Below are 17,182 nucleotides of genomic sequence, written 5' to 3' on the forward strand. Positions count from 1 at the left end.
GGGCCGTTGAAACAGGCAGTTCTTTTTGATGGTTTCTTGTTCAGTAGCCAAGGGTTGCGGCGGGGAGGCCGCAGCGTTTGGCAGCTGATTCTTCTTGGAGGCAGTGATGGACTTTGACATGATCGAAACGGAAATGCAGGACGGCACCATCATCAAGGTGGTGGGCGTGGGCGGCGCGGGCGGCAACGCCGTGCAGCACATGATCAGCCGCGGCGTGCAAGGCGTCGAATTCATCTGCATGAACACCGACGCCCAGGCGCTCAAGCGCTCTTCCGCCTCGCGCGTGCTGCAGCTCGGCAACACCGGCCTGGGCGCCGGCGCCAAGCCGGAAGTGGGCCGCAACTGCGCCGAGCAGGCGCGCGAGCAGATCGCCGACTCGCTGCGCGGCGCGCACATGGTCTTCATCACTGCCGGCATGGGTGGCGGCACCGGTACCGGCGCCGCCCCGATCGTGGCGCAGGTGGCCAAGGAAATGGGCATCCTGACCGTGGGCGTGGTCAGCAAGCCGTTCGAGTTCGAAGGCGCGCGCCGCGCCAAGGTGGCGGAGTCCGGCTCGAGCGAGCTGGAGTCCAGCGTCGACTCGCTGATCGTGGTGCTCAACGAGAAGCTGTTCGAGGTGATGGGCGACGACGCCGAGATGGACAAGTGCTTCCAGTGCGCCGACGACGTGCTGCACAACGCCGTGGCCGGCATCGCCGAGATCATCAATGTCGATGGCCTGGTGAACGTCGACTTCGAAGACGTGAAGACGGTCATGGGCGAGCAGGGCAAGGCCATGATGGGCACGGCCACCGTGTCGGGCGTGGACCGCGCCCGCCTGGCCGCCGAGCAGGCCGTGGCCAGCCCGCTGCTCGAAGGCGTGGACCTGTCCGGCGCGCGCGGCGTGCTGGTCAACATCACCGCCAGCCGCTCGCTCAAGCTGTCCGAGACCAAGGAAGTCATGAACACCATCCGCAGCTACGCCGCGGAAGATGCCACGGTGATCTTCGGCACGGTGTACGACGACTCGATGGGCGACGCGCTGCGCGTGACCGTGGTGGCCACGGGCCTGGGCCGCTCGGCCAAGAAGCAGCAGCCGATGACCCTGCTCAAGACCGGCACCGACAACATGCCGGTGCAGATGATGGGCAACATGACCAACACCGTGAACGCGGGCCACAGCAACGCGCCGGACTACAGCAACCTGGACACGCCGGCGGTGTGGCGCAGCTCGCGCGAATCGGCGTCCGCCCACGTCGCCGCGCTGCAGGAGAAGGGTGTGGATACCTACGATATCCCCGCCTTCCTGCGCAAGCAGGCGGACTGAGTCGGCACGGCAAGGTGCAGGCCTTCAGGCCGGCTGCCCGCCGGGCCGCGGCCACGGAACAGCAAGACACGCAGGCGCTCCCTATCCGCCCGTGTCGCGCCCCGTGGCTGCGCCCGGCTCGGCAGCCAGCCGGCCCGCGCCCGCGCTGACGCCCTCAGCTCGCATCCCGTCGCCGGGACAGGCGTGCCACCGGCCGCCTCCCCGGACTGGTCTCCCGCCCTCCCGGCCGGGATGTGCCGTCGTCCGCGCGGCGATCGCAAGATCGCCGCGCGCGTTGCATTTTTCAGCCCCGCTGCGGCACCGCGCCCGCGGCGCCGTTTCAAGCACGCGCCGGGGTTAAGGTTTAGAGTCGCACTGGAATCGCATCGGGCCCCCGCCCAAGCGCGCCGGCACCGCGGCGCACAGGCTTCGCCTTGGGCGCGGCAGGTGCGCGCACTATGATGCTAGACAGGGTTTTTACCGAGACAGGAAGAGAGACAGCATGATCGAAACAGGAGCGCGTGTGCCCGACGCCACGCTGAACGAATTCTTCGACACCGAGACCGGCGGCTGCAGCCTCGGGCCCAACGCCTTTTCGGTGGCGGAACTGGCGCGCGGCCGCAAGATCGTGGTGTTCGGGCTGCCCGGCGCCTTCACGCCGACCTGCTCGGCCAAGCACGTGCCGGGCTACGTCGCCCAGGCCGAGGCGCTGCGCGCCGCCGGCGTGGACGAGGTGTGGTGCGTCTCGGTCAACGACGCCTTCGTGATGGGCGCCTGGGGCCGCGAGCAGAACACCGCCGGCAAGGTGCGCATGATGGGCGACGGCAGCGCCGAATGGACGCGCAAGCTGGGGCTGGATATGGACCTGACCGCGCGCGGCATGGGCGTGCGCTCCAAGCGCTACGCGATGGTGATGGAAGACGGCGTGGTGACTGGCCTGTGGGTCGAGGCGCCCGGCGAATTCAAGGTCAGCAGCGCCGAAGCGGTGCTGGCGGCGTTGCGCGCTTAATACGCGATTGTGACAATTCGACCCTCGCGAGTGACGCAAGTTAGACTTGCGGGGGTGAATTCTTACGCCACTAACAGGCCGAAACAAAGTGGCGCAGCGCAGCAAACGAAGCGATGGTAAAATCGCTGTATCAGTAAGTTCAGTCAATAGATTTTAATAATAGCTGAGAACGTCATGCTCAAACAGCGCACCATCAAATCCCTGGTCAAGACCGTAGGCATTGGCTTGCACTCGGGCCGTAAAGTGACGCTGACGCTGCGCCCCGCCCCGGCAGACACCGGCATCGTGTTCACCCGCGTGGACCTGCCCGAGGCCGTCGAGATCCCCGCGAGCGCCGGCGCCATCGGCGACACCCGCCTGGCTTCGGTCCTGCAGAAGGACGGCGCGCGGGTTTCCACCGTGGAGCACCTGATGTCCGCCTGCGCGGGCCTCGGCATCGACAACCTGTACGTGGACGTCGACGCGGAAGAAATCCCCATCATGGACGGCAGCGCCGCGTCCTTCGTGTTCCTGCTGCAATCCGCCGAGATCGAGCAGCAGTCCGCTCCCAAACGCTTCATCCGCGTGAAGAAGGCCGTGGAAGTGCGCGAGGGCGACAAGCTGGCCCGCCTCGAGCCGTTCTTCGGCTTCAAGCTGGCCTTCACCATCGATTTCCGCCACCCGGCGGTGGACAAGACCGGCCAGACTTTCGCCATCGACTTCGCCGACACCAGCTACGTGCGCGAGATCGCGCGCGCGCGCACCTTCGGCTTCGCCCATGAGGTCGAGGCGCTGCGCGAGATGGGACTGGCGCGCGGCGGCAGCCTCGACAACGCCATCGTGCTCGACGAGCACCGCATGCTGAACAACGAGGAACTGCGCTACGGCGACGAGTTCGTGCGCCACAAGATCCTGGACGCGATCGGCGACCTCTACGTGATCGGCCATCCGCTGATCGGCGCCTACATCGCCAACAAGTCCGGCCACGGCCTCAACAACCAGCTGCTGCGCGCCCTGCTGGCCGATCAGGAAGCCTACGAGATGGTCACGTTCGAGCGCGTCGAGGACGCGCCGCCGGCCTTCCTGCCGCAGTTGCAGCCGGCATTCGCGTAAGCCGCGGGCGTCCTGGCGCCGCAAAGAGAAAGCCGGTCGCTCGACCGGCTTTTTTTCATGCTGGGGATACCGTCTTTCAGCCCTTCGGCCCCGGACCGTGATGCGACAGCAGCGTCTTCAGCGCGTCGCGCAGCGGCGAATCGGGCAGGTCGCGCGTGAGCTGGTCCAGGCTCGCCAGCCCGGTGGCCGACATCCTGCCGTTCCTCGGCCGCTCCACCGGCCCGGTGTCCCAGTCCCCCTGGCGGCCCACGTCCGGTTGAACGCGCACCCGGATTGCGGTAATCTGCGAGCCCCGCTGTTGCAGTCTTCCAAGTAGCGTCGGCACCACCTGTCTTACCCGTGCCGCGGCGGCGCCATGCGCCGCCAGCAACAGCAGTGTCCGCTCCCCCTGGCCTTGCCCGATGGCGCGGGCGTCCTGCTTGACGCCTGCCACGGCGATGCCGTCCTGCAGTCCGCGAGGCAGGAGCGACAGCACCTCAGTTTCCAGCACAGCCAGTTCCCGCGCCGTCTGCATCAGGGCGGAAACCGGGCCGGCCTTGGCCAGCCAGTCGTTGAGCGGCTTGGCGGCGGGCGTCTGGAGGGCGTGGTGGGTGAACATGCGCATGCGCGCATTCTAGCGTGCCGCCGCTTGCGTGCGGCGCCGGGCCTTGCATTGGGAGAAGGGAGCCGCCTCATGCAGATCATCGTGCTTCATCCGCGCCTGCCGCAGGTGCGCCATTTCACGCTGTCGCGCGGGCGGCTGGCCGCCGCCGTGCTGCTGCTGTGCCTGCTGGTCGCGCTGACCTCGTCGGCGCTGACCTGGTTCGCCGCGCGCGCGGGGCTGGCCGGGTCCGGCGCGCCGGCGCGCGCGCCCGGCGACGACGCCTACCTGCGTGCCAACCTCAATGTGCTGGCCGCCCGCGTGGGCGAGATCCAGGCCCGCATGGTGCGGCTGGACGCGCTGGGCGAGCGGGTCTCGGGCCTGGCCGGCATCGCGCCGAAGGAGTTCGACTTCCGCCAGCCGCCCGGGCGCGGCGGCCTCGCGCCCACGGCCCAGTCGCGTGCGCCCAGCCTGACGGAGCTGCAGTTGGCGCTGGCGCGCCTGTCCGACCAGGCCGAGCAGCATGCCGACTATCTCGACGTGGTGGCGACCACGCTGCTGGACCGCCAGAGCGAGGACCGCCGCGTGCCGCGCGTGCTGCCGGTGGCGTCCGGCTACGACGCCTCGGGCTTCGGCTGGCGCTTCGACCCGTTCACGGGGCGCCGCACCCCGCACGACGGCGTGGACTTCTCCGCGCCGGCCGGCACGCCGATCGTGGCGGCCGCCGGCGGCGTGGTGGTGGCTGCCGAATGGCACCCGGAATACGGCAACCTGATCGACATCGACCACGGCAACGGCCTCAAGACCCGCTACGCGCACAGCGCCAAGATGCTGGTCAAGCCCGGCGACCTGGTCAAGCCGGGCCAGCAGATCGCGCTGGTCGGCTCGACCGGGCGTTCCACCGGCGCGCACCTGCACTTCGAAGTGCACGTCAACGGCGTGCCGCAGAACCCCAGCCGCTTCCTCGCGGTGGCGAAACCGGCACCCGCGCAGCTGGCCCAGGCGCCCGAGCCGACCGACCGCACCGCCATCCGCTGAAGCGGCGCCGGCGCGCCGTTGAAGAACCGCGGGGCCGCCCCGATGTCCGAAGGGAACTGGGTGCGCGGGGCGCGTCCGGGCCAGGGGGTGCGAGGGCGGGGTGAGCGGCCGGCGCGGCGTCGGCAGGCGGGCGCGCGATCGGCGCGCCATCGCCGCTGCATCGCCGCCACGGCGTCAAGTCCCGGCTGCCGCGGGGTGTGGTTTGCGCATCGCGCGGACCGCCGCGCGCTTCCGGCCGTGACACCCGCGCGTGATAAACTCGGCGTTTTGCGCCAATCTTCCTATTTCCTCGCGCGGTTCGCCCTGGGCTGCCGGCCTGACCGGCGGCCAGGCCGCCGGTGCATGGCACAGCGGCGTACCACGGCAGACCTCTCGCGTAGGTGAAAGCAATCGATGATCACGGGCCTTCTCAAGAAAGTCTTCGGCAGCCGCAATGAACGGCTGGTCAAACAATATGGCAGGACCGTCGCGCAGATCAATGCGCTGGAACCGAAGTTCGCGGCGCTGTCGGACGACGACCTGCGCGCCATGACCGAGACCTTCCGGCAGCGCCACGCCGCGGGCGAGTCGCTCGAGGCCATGCTGCCCGAGGCGTTCGCGGTGTGCCGCGAGGCCAGCAAGCGGGTCATGAAGATGCGCCACTTCGACGTGCAGCTGATCGGCGGCATGGTCCTGAACGACAACAAGATCGCCGAAATGCGCACCGGCGAGGGCAAGACCCTGACCGCCACGCTGGCGGTGTACCTGAACGCCATCACCGGCAAGGGCGTGCACGTGGTCACGGTCAACGACTACCTGGCCCAGCGCGACGCCGAGTGGATGGGGCGCCTGTACAACTTCCTGGGCCTGTCGGTGGGTGTGAACCTGTCGCAGATGCCGCACGACCAGAAGGCGGCGGCCTACGCGGCCGACATCACCTACGGCACCAACAACGAGTTCGGCTTCGACTACCTGCGCGACAACATGGTCTACGATCCGGGCCAGCGCGTGCAGCGTCCGCTGCACTACGCGATCGTCGACGAGGTGGACTCGATCCTGATCGACGAGGCGCGCACCCCGCTGATCATCTCGGGCCAGGCGGAGAACCACACCGACCTGTACCAGCGCATGAACGGCATCCCCAAGCTGCTCGAGCGCCAGATCGGCGAGGAAAAGGCCGACGGCACCGGCGTCGAGAAGCCCGGCGACTACTACGTCGACGAGAAGGGCCACCAGGTCTACCTGACCGAGGCCGGCCACGAGAAGGCCGAGGAAATCCTCGCGCAGCAGGGCCTGATCGGCGAGGGCGAGTCGCTCTACGCGCCGCAGAACATCACGCTGATGCACCACCTGTACGCCGCCCTGCGCGCGCACAGCCTGTTCCACCGCGACCAGCACTACGTGGTGCAGAACGACGAAGTCGTGATCGTCGACGAATTCACCGGCCGCCTGATGACGGGCCGGCGCTGGTCCGACGGCCTGCACCAGGCCGTGGAAGCCAAGGAAGGCGTGACCATCCAGCAGGAAAACCAGACGCTGGCCACGATCACCTTCCAGAACTACTTCCGCATGTACGAAAAGCTGTCCGGCATGACCGGCACGGCCGACACGGAAGCCTACGAGTTCCAGGAAATCTACGGCCTCGAAGTGGTGGTGATCCCGACCAACCGGGCTGCCCAGCGCAAGGACTTCCAGGACCAGATCTACAAGACCTCGAACGAGCGCTACGACGCCGTGGTGCGCGACATCCGCGACTGCTACGAGCGCGGCCAGCCGGTGCTGGTCGGCACCACCTCGATCGAGACCTCGGAATACCTCTCGGGCCTGCTCAACAAGGCCAAGCTGCCGCACCAGGTGCTCAACGCCAAGCAGCACGAGCGCGAAGCCGAGATCGTGGCGCAGGCCGGCCGGCCCAAGATGATCACCATCGCCACCAACATGGCGGGCCGCGGCACCGACATCGTGCTGGGCGGCAACGTGGAAAAGCAGGCCGGCTTCATCGAGGCCGACGACAGCCTGCCCGAAGCCGAGAAGGCCACGCGCATCGCCAAGCTCAAGGACGAGTGGCAGTCGCTGCACGAGCAGGTCAAGACCTCCGGCGGCCTGCACATCGTCGGCACCGAGCGCCACGAGTCGCGCCGCATCGACAACCAGCTGCGCGGCCGCGCCGGGCGCCAGGGCGACCCGGGCTCGTCGCGCTTCTACCTGTCGCTCGACGACCAGCTGCTGCGCATCTTCGCCGGCGACCGCGTGCGCGCGATCATGGAGCGCCTGAAGATGCCCGAGGGCGAGCCGATCGAGGCCGGCATCGTCACGCGCTCGATCGAGTCCGCGCAGCGCAAGGTCGAGGGCCGCAACTTCGACATCCGCAAGCAGCTGCTGCAGTACGACGACGTCGCCAACGACCAGCGCAAGGAAATCTACAAGCTGCGCAACGAGGTCCTGGAATCGCAGGACGTCGGCGAGATGGTGAAGAACCTGCGCGAGAGCGTGCTGGTCGAGATGTTCCGCGACCACGTGCCGGCCGACACGATGGAAGAGCAGTGGGACATCGCCGGCCTGGAAACCAAGCTGCGCGAGGAATGGTCGCTCAACGTGCCGCTCGCCGCCACGGTCGAGGCCGCGCAGAGCATCGAGGACGAGGAACTGCTGAACCTGATCGTGCGCGCCGCCGACGAGCGCTACGAAGGCAAGGTCGCCCAGGTCGGCCGCGAGTCGTTCGCCGGCTTCGAGCGCTCGGTCATGCTGCAGAGCATCGACACGCACTGGCGCGAGCATCTGGCCGCGCTGGACCACCTGCGCCAGGGCATCCACCTGCGCGGGTATGCGCAGAAGGACCCCAAGCAGGAATACAAGCGCGAGTCGTTCGAACTGTTCGCGCGGCTGCTGGACCTGATCAAGGTCGAGGTCACGCGCGTGATCTTCAACGTGCAGATCCAGTCGCCGGAGCAGCTCGAGCAGGCCTCGGAGCAGATCGAGGAAGGCCTTTCGCACCTCGGCAACGTGCAGTACCAGCATGAGGAGTTCGACGAGGCCAGCCAGGCCGCGGAGGCGGCCACCGCGCCCGAGCGCGCCGGCATCGCCTACGCCGCCGCGGCGGCCGAGACCGCCGGCATGGCCAAGGTGGGGCGCAACGATCCGTGCCCCTGCGGCTCCGGCAAGAAGTTCAAGCAGTGCCACGGCAAGCTCAGCTAGGCCGCGCACGGTGAAGTCAGCAAACATGCCCGCGCAAGCGGGCATGTTCGTCAGGGCGGTGCGGAATCCGCAGGCAACAAGCGCGGAATCCGCGATGCGCGGGCTGCGCATGGGCGCTCCGCTCCGGCCTGGCGCCCGCCAACCAGCAACGAAGAACGCATAGAGGAACGCACATGGCCGTCAACCTGCCCCTGCCGCTGGCAGAGAACCTGAAACCTGTCGCCGGCGTCGAGCTCGGCTGGGCCGAAGCGGGTGTCCGCAAGGCCAACCGCAAGGACGTGCTGGTGGTGCGCGTGGCCGCGGGCAGCACCGTGGCCGGCGTGTTCACCCGCAACCGCTTCTGCGCCGCGCCGGTGCAGGTCTGCCGCGAGCACCTGGCCGCCGGCAAGGGCATCCGCGCGCTCGTGGTCAACACCGGCAACGCCAACGCCGGCACTGGCGAGCCCGGCCTGGCCGCGGCCCGCGCCACCTGCGACGCGCTCGCCGCGCAGCTCGGCATCGCCGCCGAGCAGGTGCTGCCGTTCTCGACCGGCGTGATCCTGGAGCCGCTGCCGGTGGACCGCATCGCCGCCGCGCTGCCGGCCGCCATCGCCAGCGCGAAGCCGGACAACTGGCTGGCCGCGGCCGAGTCGATCATGACCACCGACACCCAGCCCAAGGCCGCCTCGCGCACCGTGCAGATCGGCGGCAAGACCGTCACGCTGTCGGGCATCAGCAAGGGCGCCGGCATGATCCGTCCGAACATGGCGACCATGCTCGGCTTCATCGCCACCGACGCCACCGTGGCGCAGCCCGTGGTGCAGGCGCTGGTGTCCTACGCGGCCGACCAGTCGTTCAACAGCATCACCATCGACGGCGACACCTCGACCAACGACTCGTTCGTGCTGATCGCCAGCGGCCAGGCCGGCGCGCCGGCCGTCGAGCGCGCCGAGGGCGCCGACTTCGAGGCGCTGCGCGCCGCCGTGACGGACCTCGCGCAGGAACTGGCGCAGATGATCGTGCGCGACGGCGAAGGCGCCACCAAGCTGATGACCATCCGCGTGGAAGGCGGCAAGGACGTTGCCGAATGCCGCCAGATCGCCTATGCGGTGGCGCACTCGCCGCTGGTCAAGACCGCGTTCTACGCCTCCGACCCCAACCTCGGCCGCATCCTGGCCGCGATCGGCTACGCCGGCGTGGACGACCTCGACGTCGGACGCGTCAACCTGTGGCTCGACGACGTGCTGGTCGCGCGCGACGGCGGGCGCAATCCCGACTACCGCGAGGAAGACGGCCAGCGCGTGATGAAGCAGGCCGAGATCACCGTGCGCGTCGCGCTCGGCCGCGGCGATGCCGCCGCCACGGTGTGGACCTGCGACCTCTCGCACGACTACGTTTCGATCAACGCGGACTACCGCTCGTAAGCTCTGCCCCGGGGAGCGGCGCCCGCGCGGGCGCCGCTCCCGGCTTCCCGCCAAGATCCGCTTTCCCGTTTTTCCCCGCCTCTCCTGCCCAGCCGCCATGTCCGACCTCGCCTCCCGCCTCGACAGTTTCCTCGCCCGCCTCGAACAATGGTTGCCGCCGCAGTTGAGCGACGCCGACTGGGAGCAGGCCGTCGCATTCCGCTGGCGCAAGCGGCAGAGCCTGTTCGGCAACATCGGCTACCTGCAGGCGATCCGCCAGCTGCCGCCGATCCACCTCGACGACCTCAAGAACATCGAGCGCCAGAAGGACGCCATCGTCGCCAACACGCGCCAGTTCGTGCGGTGCCTGCCGGCCAACAACGTGCTGCTGACCGGCGCGCGCGGCACCGGCAAGTCCTCGCTGATCAAGGCCTGCCTCAACGCCTTCGTCAAGGACGGCCTGCGCCTGGTGGAAGTGGACAAGGACGATCTGGGCGACCTCGGCGACATCGTCGAGCAGCTGGCGGCGCGCCCGGAGCGCTTCGCCATCTTCTGCGACGACCTGTCGTTCGAGGACGGCGAGTCGGGCTACAAGTCGCTCAAGTCGGCGCTGGACGGCTCGGTGGCCGCGCAGTCGGACAACGTGCTGATCTACGCCACCTCCAACCGCCGCCACCTGCTGCCCGAGTACATGAAGGACAACGAGACCTACCGCCACACCGACGACGGCGAGATCCATCCCGGCGAAGTAGTGGAGGAAAAGATCTCGCTGTCCGAGCGCTTCGGCCTGTGGCTGTCGTTCTACCCGCCCAAGCAGGACGAGTACCTGGCCATCGTCGGCCACTGGCTCCAGCATTTCGGCTGCTCGGACGAGGACGTGGCCGCCGCGCGCGGCGACGCGCTGGTGTGGGCGCTGGAGCGCGGCTCGCGCTCGGGCCGCGTGGCCTGGCAGTTCGCGCGCGACTGGGGCGGCAAGCATGGCAAGCCGTTCGTCGCCTCGGCCGAAGGCCAGGCATGAGCGAGGCCCCGCAAAGCGCCGCCGGCACCGCGCGCAAGGTGACGGAGGTCGCCGTGGGCGTGCTGGTGCAGCCCGACGGCCGCTTCCTGCTGGCGCAGCGCCCGGCCGGCAAGCCCTACGAAGGCTATTGGGAATTCCCGGGCGGCAAGCTCGAGCCGGGCGAATCGGTGGAGGAAGCGCTGGCGCGCGAACTGCACGAGGAGCTCGGCATCGCGGTGTCGCAATCGGTGCGCTGGCAGGTGCTCGAGCACGATTACCCGCACGCCTACGTGCGCCTGCATTTCTGCAAGGTCACGGCATGGTCGGGCGAGCTGGTGGGGCGCGAAGGGCAGGCGTTCTCATGGCAGTCGGCGCCGGTCGAAGTGGGACCGCTGTTGCCGGCCACGGTGCCGGTGGTGGCGTGGCTGGCTGACGAGGGCAGGCGCTAAGGCAGCGCTTCGTCGGGCAAACCGGTGGCATGCGGGGCGCAGCGACTGTGACCACAGGCGCGGGCCGGCGATGCGTGATGGCGGTATGAACCGCTGCAGACGCCGGCCAACGCCGCGCCTCAGTCCTCGTCGTCCTGCTCCGCCGACGGATCCTCGCCGGGTTTGCCGCCGATCACGTATTTCTCCGAGGCCCACGCGCCGAGGTCGATCTGCTTGCAGCGCTCGGAACAGAACGGGCGGAACTTGTTCTCCGGCACCCAGGCCACATCCTTGCCGCAGGTGGGGCACTTGACTACGGTTGTCATCGCTTCAGAAATTGCAGAGCTTGAGCAGGAAGGGAATGTCGGCATCCACCGAGCGCGGGCGCAGGTCGCCGTCCTGCTGCGTGAAACGGACCCACAGCATGTACTTGTTGGCGCTCATCTCGGGGATGAAGGCCAGCAGCGAGTCGTCGAGCATCACCTGCATGAGCTGGTAGCTGCGGCCCGACAGCATCTGCTGGTAGCTGCCGCCGGTGGCGATGACCTTGCCGCTCTGGCCGGACTCGCGCAGCAGCCGCAGCACGGTGTTGGTGCCCATGCGCAGCGCCACCAGCGGGCGTGCCCACTTGAGGATGTCGGCGCGGCGGTCCTCGGCCGGGCGATGCTGCCATGCGTAGTAGGCCGGCAGGTCGAATTCGCAGGTGCCGCCGGGAATGATGGCGCGGCTGCGGATGCTGGTGAGCCACTCGTTGTCGGTCAGCAGCTGGCCGGCCTTGCCCACCACCTGGTTGAGCTGCGACATGGCCTGCTCGATCTCGCCGATGACCGCGTCGAGCGCGGCCTGGTCGATCTGCGGGTTGGCGCGCAGCGCGGCCAGCGCCTGGCGCTGGCGCTCCAGTTCCTTGAGCAGGTCGGTCTTGAGGTCCGCGCGGCCGGCCACGTCGATGATCTCGAACAGTGTCGTCAGCGCCACGTGGTGCTGCAGGGCATGATCCTGGCCGAGGAAATAATCCAGGCGATCGAACAGGTCTTCCAGGCGCAGGAGAGTCCTGATGCGTTCGTTGAAAGGATATTCGTACAGAATCAAGTGATTGTCCGGGCGGCAGGGCGGTTTGGCGGGCGGCGTTGCTGGCGGGGTTGCTGGCTACGGGGCCCAGTATGGGACCATTTCCCGCTTGTATCCAGCGCATTCTATGCGAGTCCGCGTGGCAGGACAACGAAAGCGCCGACTAAAGGTGCATCCCGCGCCACCGGTTCCCGCCGGCCGTATCAGCGCCATCGGCGCCATCGGCTGCATCGGCTTCCCGGGCGGCCCCATCGGTTCCTTCGGCGCTCAGCCGGCGGCGAGCGCGCGGTAGAGCCGGTCGAGCCGCTCCACCTGCGGCGCCAGCGCCTCGGGCGGGCCGTCGTTGTCGACCACGTCGTCGGCGCGGGCCAGCCGCTCGGCGCGGCGGGCCTGCTTCGCCATGATGGCCTCGACCTGCGCGCGCGTGAAGCCGTTGCGCGCCATCACGCGCGCCACCTGCGTGGCCTCGCTGCAATCGACCACCAGTACGCGGTCCACGCGGCTGGCCCAGGTGCCGGACTCGACCAGCAGCGGCACCACGTAGATCAGGTAGGGGTGCCGGCCCGCCGCGCGGATCTCGGCGGCGCGGGCCTCGGTCAGCTGGCGGATCAGCGGATGGGTGATGGCTTCGAGCCGGGCCTTGGCCGCGGGGTCGGCAAACACCAGCGCGCGCATGGCGTCGCGGTCCATCGCGCCGTCGGCGCGCAGGCAGCCGGGGCCGAAGGCCGCCACCAGCGCGGCAATGGCCAGCCCGCCCGGCGCGGTGATCTCGTGCGCCAGCAGGTCGGTGTCGATCAGGGCGGCGCCGCGCGCGGCGAACAGGTCCGCCACGCGGGTCTTGCCGGAGCCGATGCCTCCGGTCAGTCCGATTTGCAGCATGTCCGTATCCAGGCTATCCAGGCTTGCATGGGTGGGCGGCGCGCCGTCAGCCCGCCAGGCCCAGCGGCAGCACGTTGGCGCCGAAGAACAGCACCAGCAGGCCGGCGCCGGCGATATAGGGGCCGAAGGCGAAATGCGTATCGCGATCCTGACGGCGCAGCGCGATATTGGCAAGCGCGAACACCAGCCCCACCACCGACGACAGCAGCACCAGCGCCGGCAGCGCCTGCCAGCCGAACCAGCCGCCCAGCGCCGCCATCAGCTTGAAGTCGCCGTAGCCCATGCCTTCCTTGCCGCGCACCAGCTTGAACGCCCAGTACACCGTCCACAGCAGCAGGTAGCCCGCCGCCGCTCCGGTCACGGCGTCGGCCAGCGGCGCGAACAGCCCGCCGAGGTTGAGCAGCAGGCCCAGCCACAGCAGCGGCAGCGTGATCTGGTCGGGCAGCAGCTGCGTGTCCGCGTCGATCAGGGTGAGGGCGATCAGCGCCCAGATCAGGGCGATGGCCGCCAGCGCCTGCCAGGTCGGGCCGAAGTGGGCGGCGGCCAGCGCGGTGAGCAGCGCGGTGCCGGCTTCGACCAGCGGGTAGCGCTTGCCGATCGGCGCCTTGCAGGCCGAGCAGCGCCCGCGCAGCGCCAGGTAGCTCAGCACCGGGATGTTCTCCAGCGCGCCGATCGCGTGGCCGCAATGCGGGCAGGCCGAGCGCGGTACCATCAGGTTGTAGGTCTCGGGGTGGGGCAGCGGGTCGTCGCGCAGCGAGGCGATGTAGTTGGCCTCGTCGTGCTCCATCATGCGCGGCAGCCGGTGCACCACCACGTTGAGGAAGCTGCCGACCACCAGGCCGAGCAGCGCCGCCGCCGTCACCAGGAACCAGGGCGGCAGCAGCGCCAGCGACGCGATGGCCTGCGCGGGCGCCGCCGGTGCGGAAAACGCGGAGAGCGCGCCGGCGGCGCCGTGCGCGGAAAACAGCCACTGCATGCGTTACACCACCTGTCCCAGTTTGAAGATCGGCAGGTACATCGCCACCACCATGCCGCCGATGAGCACGCCCAGCACCACGATGATGAGCGGCTCGATCAGGCTGGAGATGGCGGCCACGGCGTCGTCCACCTCGCGCTCGTAGAACTCCGCCACCTTCAGCAGCATGTTGTCCAGCGCGCCCGACTCCTCGCCGATCTGCGTCATCTGCAGCACCATGTTGTCGAACACGTGGGTGGCCTGCATGGCGTTGGTCAGGCTGGTGCCGATGCGCACCGACTGCTCGATCTCCCGGGTGGCGTCATAGTAGACCCAGTTGCCGGCCGCGCCGGCCACCGACTCCATCGACTCCACCAGCGGCGTGCCGGCGGCGAACATGGTGGCTAGCGTGCGCGTCCAGCGCGCGATCACGGCCTTGCGGAACAGCGAGCCGAAGATCGGCAGCCGCAGCAGCATCCGGTCGCTGGCGCGCTGCACCTTCTCCGAGCGCTTGAGGCTGCGCAGGTAGAAGGCGATGCCGAACACCGGCACGCCGATCACGATGTACCAGTTGTTGACGAAGAAGTCCGACATGGCGATCACGGCCAGCGTCGGCGCCGGCAGGTTGGCGCCGAAGCTCGAGAACACGCCCTTGAAGGCCGGGATCACGAAGATCATCAGGATCACCGTCACGGCGAAGGCCACCGTCAGCACCGCGATCGGGTAGATCATGGCCGACTTGATCTGGCTCTTCAGCGCGATGGTCTTTTCCATGTAGAGCGACAGGCGCTCCAGCAGGGCGTCCAGGATGCCGCCCTGCTCGCCGGCGTCGATCAGGTTGCAGTAGAGCGTGTCGAAGTAGCGCGGCTGGCGGCGGAAGGCCTGCGCCATGCTGCTGCCCGATTCGATGTCGAAGCGGATCTCGGCCAGCAACTGCGTGAAGTTCGGGTTGGCGTGGCCGCGCGCGATGATGTCGATCGACTGCAGCAGTGGGATGCCCGCCTTGAGCATGGTCGAGAGCTGACGCGTGAAGTACGCGATGTCCTTCTCGGTGATCTTGCGCCCGCGCGCGGCGCGCCGCTTCTTGAGCTTGACCACGGTGAGGCCCTGCTTGCGCAGGGTGGCGTTGACCTCGGCCTGGCTCTCGGCGCGCAGCTCGCCCGTGAACACCTTGCCCTTGCGGTCCTTGCCCTCCCACTCGAAGATGTACTGCGTGGGCGCCTTACGCCCAGATTTCCCCTTGGGCGCAGCCGCCTTGCGAGCGGCGGCGGCTGGTGCGCGTGTCGCCATGATTGACCCCAAATGACATGCTTTGTTGTTTTACATATTGGTTGTTGCCAGCACTTCTTCCAGCGAGGTGACGCCCTGCTTCACCTTGGCCAGGCCGGCTTCGCGCAACGATAGCACGCCGTCGCGGCGCGCCTGCTCGGCGATCTGCAGCGCGGTGCCGTGCGCGAGGATGATCTGCTGCATCGCCTCGGTGATCGGCATCACCTGGTAGATGCCGCAGCGGCCCTTGTAGCCGGTGCCGTTGCAGCGCTCGCAGCCGACCGGGTGGTAGGGCTGCCAGCTGCCGTCGAGGTCGGCCTCCTGGAAGCCGGCGTCGACCAGCACCTCGCGCGCCAGCTCGCCGGGCCGCTTGCACGTGCACAGGCGGCGCGCCAGCCGCTGCGCGGTGATCATCAGCACGCTCGAGGCGATGTTGAACGGCGCCACGCCCATGTTCATCAGGCGCGTGAGCGTGGTCGGCGCGTCGTTGGTGTGCAAGGTGGAGAACACCAGGTGGCCGGTCTGGGCCGCCTTGATCGAGATGTCGGCGGTTTCCAGGTCGCGGATTTCGCCGACCATGATGATGTCCGGATCCTGCCGCAGGAACGAGCGCAGCGCCGCGGCGAAGGTCAGGCCGGCCTTCTCGTTGACGTTGACCTGGTTGATGCCGGGCAGCTGGATTTCGGCCGGGTCCTCGGCCGTGGAGATGTTGATGTCGCCCTGGTTGAGCCGGTTCAGGAAGGTGTACAGCGACACCGTCTTGCCGCTGCCGGTGGGGCCCGTCACCAGCACCATGCCGTAGGGGCGCTTGATGACGTCGAGCAGCAGCGCCTTCTGCGCCGGCTCGTAGCCGAGCTGGTCGATGTCCAGCTTGTCGGAGGACGACTCCAGGATCCGGATCACGATCTTCTCGCCGAACAGCGTCGGCAGCGTGGAGACGCGGAAGTCGATCGCCTTCTCGACCACCTCCTTGGGCTCCTTGCCGTCCTTGCCGTCTTTCTCGGCGTTCTTGTCCTTGGGCAGCGCGATCAGCAGCTTCATGCGGCCGTCCTGCGGCACGCGCTTTTCCGAGATGTCCAGGCGCGACAGCACCTTGATGCGGGTGGCGATCTTGTCGCGGATGTCGACCGGCGGGCGCGCCACCTCCTGCAGCACGCCGTCGACGCGGAAGCGGATGCGGTAGAAGGTCTCGAACGGCTCGAAGTGCAGGTCGGAGGCGCCGCGGTGGAAGGCTTCGGTCAGCAGCTTGTGCAGGAAGCGCACCACCGGCGCGTCGTCGATGTCGCCGGCGGTCTTGTTGCGCTGGGCGGCGGCGGAGGCGACCGGGTCGTACTCGATCATCTTGCGCTCGGCCTGCATCGGCGCGATCGACTTGAGCGTGCCGCCGCCGTCCTCGCTGGCGGAGCGCACGTACTGCATCAGCTTGTCGTGCTCGACGACGACGGTATCGACCGGCAGGTTGTACTTCTGCTTGATGGCGTCGAGCCCGGCCTGGTTGCCCGGGTCGGACAGGGCCAGCACCAGGCGGTTCTCGCGCCGGCCCAGCGGCAGCAGCCGGTGCGCGTGGAACTCGCGGTTGCCGGCCAGCGCCGGCGGCACCTTGTTCAGGTTGTACTGGCCCAGATCGACCAGGGGCAACTGATACCTATCAGCCGCGAAGATCGCCACATCGTGCGCAGTCATGGTGCCGCTGGCGATGATCTCGTCGATCAGCTGCGACTTTTTTTCTCGTGCCGACTGTTCAAGCTGGGCGAGCAGGGCAGGCGCGATGCGCCGGCTCTGTGCAAGAGCTAGACCAAGTGTCATGGCAAAAAAGCTGGTGGCCGGCAAGCGGCCGAAAGACCCCGAATCGGCGCAGTTTGCAGGCGGGGTCACTTTTTGTAAAGGCGAGGCGCGCCCGGCGTTGGCGTTTGCGCGACAGGTGCGCAACCCTACTGGCGCGGGGGGATGGGCGTGGGGGCCGGCGGCGGGGCGGCCAGGGGGCGTCAGGCGGCGGCGGTCCGGCCGCAGCATGGTGAGGACACGG

Annotated in this window: 15 protein-coding genes; 8 read left to right on the forward strand and 7 right to left on the reverse strand. The window is 68.5% G+C overall.

All coding sequences use genetic code 11. The annotated features are described in order from the left end of the window. Positions 1 to 106: 106 nt before the first annotated feature. The 3 genes from ftsZ to lpxC all read left to right on the forward strand — a co-directional run bounded on the left by ftsZ (position 107) and on the right by lpxC (position 3,386). Entirely contained in the window at positions 107 to 1,306 is a 1,200-nt protein-coding gene (ftsZ, locus tag AC3WXD_RS29320) for a cell division protein FtsZ (protein WP_020204728.1), read from the forward strand. A 481-nt stretch (positions 1,307 to 1,787) separates the two neighbouring features. Then, positions 1,788 to 2,294 (forward strand): peroxiredoxin, encoded by a 507-nt coding sequence (locus AC3WXD_RS29325; RefSeq protein ID WP_059413475.1) that lies wholly within the window; start codon positions 1,788 to 1,790, stop codon positions 2,292 to 2,294. A gap of 174 nt (positions 2,295 to 2,468) precedes the next feature. Beyond that, a complete protein-coding gene (gene lpxC, locus AC3WXD_RS29330) occupies positions 2,469 to 3,386 on the forward strand; it encodes a UDP-3-O-acyl-N-acetylglucosamine deacetylase (RefSeq protein WP_020206687.1) in 918 nt (305 codons plus the stop codon). Positions 3,387 to 3,462: 76 nt separating this feature from the next. Here the strand turns inward: lpxC and AC3WXD_RS29335 are convergent, their stop codons facing one another. After that, entirely contained in the window at positions 3,463 to 3,990 is a 528-nt protein-coding gene (locus tag AC3WXD_RS29335; RefSeq protein WP_020206688.1) for a hypothetical protein, read from the reverse strand. A 69-nt stretch (positions 3,991 to 4,059) separates the two neighbouring features. Here AC3WXD_RS29335 and AC3WXD_RS29340 point away from each other — a divergent pair, with 69 nt between their 5' ends. The 5 genes from AC3WXD_RS29340 (at position 4,060) to AC3WXD_RS29360 (ending at position 11,006) form a co-directional block, all read left to right on the forward strand. Continuing rightward, a complete protein-coding gene (locus AC3WXD_RS29340; protein ID WP_020206689.1) occupies positions 4,060 to 5,004 on the forward strand; it encodes a M23 family metallopeptidase in 945 nt (314 codons plus the stop codon). Positions 5,005 to 5,397: 393 nt separating this feature from the next. Beyond that, positions 5,398 to 8,178, forward strand: coding sequence for a preprotein translocase subunit SecA (gene secA / locus AC3WXD_RS29345; protein ID WP_492325219.1), 2,781 nt, complete (start codon positions 5,398 to 5,400; stop codon positions 8,176 to 8,178). Between the two features lie 173 nt (positions 8,179 to 8,351). Continuing rightward, complete coding sequence (gene argJ, locus AC3WXD_RS29350) at positions 8,352 to 9,581, forward strand: bifunctional glutamate N-acetyltransferase/amino-acid acetyltransferase ArgJ (RefSeq protein ID WP_492325220.1); 1,230 nt, start codon at positions 8,352 to 8,354, stop codon at positions 9,579 to 9,581. A 97-nt stretch (positions 9,582 to 9,678) separates the two neighbouring features. After that, positions 9,679 to 10,578, forward strand: coding sequence for an ATP-binding protein (locus tag AC3WXD_RS29355; RefSeq protein WP_020205780.1), 900 nt, complete (start codon positions 9,679 to 9,681; stop codon positions 10,576 to 10,578). Next, a complete protein-coding gene (locus tag AC3WXD_RS29360) occupies positions 10,575 to 11,006 on the forward strand; it encodes an NUDIX domain-containing protein (RefSeq protein WP_492325221.1) in 432 nt (143 codons plus the stop codon). The genes AC3WXD_RS29355 and AC3WXD_RS29360 overlap by 4 nt, the downstream gene beginning before the upstream one ends. A 119-nt stretch (positions 11,007 to 11,125) precedes the next feature. Here the strand turns inward: AC3WXD_RS29360 and AC3WXD_RS29365 are convergent, their stop codons facing one another. The 6 genes from AC3WXD_RS29365 to pilB form a co-directional block, all read right to left on the reverse strand. After that, the gene (locus AC3WXD_RS29365) at positions 11,126 to 11,311 is read right to left on the reverse strand and encodes a DNA gyrase inhibitor YacG (RefSeq protein WP_029044199.1); all 186 of its coding nucleotides are present in this window, start codon (positions 11,309 to 11,311) and stop codon (positions 11,126 to 11,128) included. A 4-nt stretch (positions 11,312 to 11,315) separates the two neighbouring features. Continuing rightward, entirely contained in the window at positions 11,316 to 12,074 is a 759-nt protein-coding gene (gene zapD, locus AC3WXD_RS29370) for a cell division protein ZapD (protein WP_492325222.1), read from the reverse strand. A gap of 246 nt (positions 12,075 to 12,320) precedes the next feature. Beyond that, positions 12,321 to 12,932: a dephospho-CoA kinase gene (gene coaE / locus AC3WXD_RS29375; protein ID WP_020205784.1), complete on the reverse strand. Its 612-nt coding sequence runs from the start codon at positions 12,930 to 12,932 to the stop codon at positions 12,321 to 12,323. 46 nt (positions 12,933 to 12,978) lie between these two features. Beyond that, positions 12,979 to 13,908: a prepilin peptidase gene (locus AC3WXD_RS29380; RefSeq protein WP_020205785.1), complete on the reverse strand. Its 930-nt coding sequence runs from the start codon at positions 13,906 to 13,908 to the stop codon at positions 12,979 to 12,981. A gap of 3 nt (positions 13,909 to 13,911) precedes the next feature. Next, positions 13,912 to 15,177 (reverse strand): type II secretion system F family protein, encoded by a 1,266-nt coding sequence (locus tag AC3WXD_RS29385; protein ID WP_029044200.1) that lies wholly within the window; start codon positions 15,175 to 15,177, stop codon positions 13,912 to 13,914. Positions 15,178 to 15,207: 30 nt separating this feature from the next. Beyond that, entirely contained in the window at positions 15,208 to 16,962 is a 1,755-nt protein-coding gene (gene pilB / locus AC3WXD_RS29390) for a type IV-A pilus assembly ATPase PilB (RefSeq protein ID WP_492325223.1), read from the reverse strand. Positions 16,963 to 17,182: the final 220 nt, after the last annotated feature.

It is taken from the genome of Cupriavidus sp. FW216-B1, from assembly GCF_058789195.1.

What these genes read in the sequence shown, in the direction of transcription:
- lpxC (WP_020206687.1), top strand. Translation starts at nt 2,469, where the DNA reads ATGCTCAAACAGCGCACCATCAAATCCCTGGTCAAGACCGTAGGCATT.
- AC3WXD_RS29385 (WP_029044200.1), bottom strand. Translation starts at nt 15,177, where the DNA reads ATGGCGACACGCGCACCAGCCGCCGCCGCTCGCAAGGCGGCTGCGCCC.
- AC3WXD_RS29380 (WP_020205785.1), bottom strand. Translation starts at nt 13,908, where the DNA reads ATGCAGTGGCTGTTTTCCGCGCACGGCGCCGCCGGCGCGCTCTCCGCG.
- AC3WXD_RS29335 (WP_020206688.1), bottom strand. Translation starts at nt 3,990, where the DNA reads ATGCGCATGTTCACCCACCACGCCCTCCAGACGCCCGCCGCCAAGCCG.
- pilB (WP_492325223.1), bottom strand. Translation starts at nt 16,962, where the DNA reads ATGACACTTGGTCTAGCTCTTGCACAGAGCCGGCGCATCGCGCCTGCC.
- AC3WXD_RS29340 (WP_020206689.1), top strand. Translation starts at nt 4,060, where the DNA reads ATGCAGATCATCGTGCTTCATCCGCGCCTGCCGCAGGTGCGCCATTTC.
- coaE (WP_020205784.1), bottom strand. Translation starts at nt 12,932, where the DNA reads ATGCTGCAAATCGGACTGACCGGAGGCATCGGCTCCGGCAAGACCCGC.
- argJ (WP_492325220.1), top strand. Translation starts at nt 8,352, where the DNA reads ATGGCCGTCAACCTGCCCCTGCCGCTGGCAGAGAACCTGAAACCTGTC.
- AC3WXD_RS29360 (WP_492325221.1), top strand. Translation starts at nt 10,575, where the DNA reads ATGAGCGAGGCCCCGCAAAGCGCCGCCGGCACCGCGCGCAAGGTGACG.
- AC3WXD_RS29325 (WP_059413475.1), top strand. Translation starts at nt 1,788, where the DNA reads ATGATCGAAACAGGAGCGCGTGTGCCCGACGCCACGCTGAACGAATTC.
- ftsZ (WP_020204728.1), top strand. Translation starts at nt 107, where the DNA reads ATGGACTTTGACATGATCGAAACGGAAATGCAGGACGGCACCATCATC.
- secA (WP_492325219.1), top strand. Translation starts at nt 5,398, where the DNA reads ATGATCACGGGCCTTCTCAAGAAAGTCTTCGGCAGCCGCAATGAACGG.
- AC3WXD_RS29355 (WP_020205780.1), top strand. Translation starts at nt 9,679, where the DNA reads ATGTCCGACCTCGCCTCCCGCCTCGACAGTTTCCTCGCCCGCCTCGAA.
- AC3WXD_RS29365 (WP_029044199.1), bottom strand. Translation starts at nt 11,311, where the DNA reads ATGACAACCGTAGTCAAGTGCCCCACCTGCGGCAAGGATGTGGCCTGG.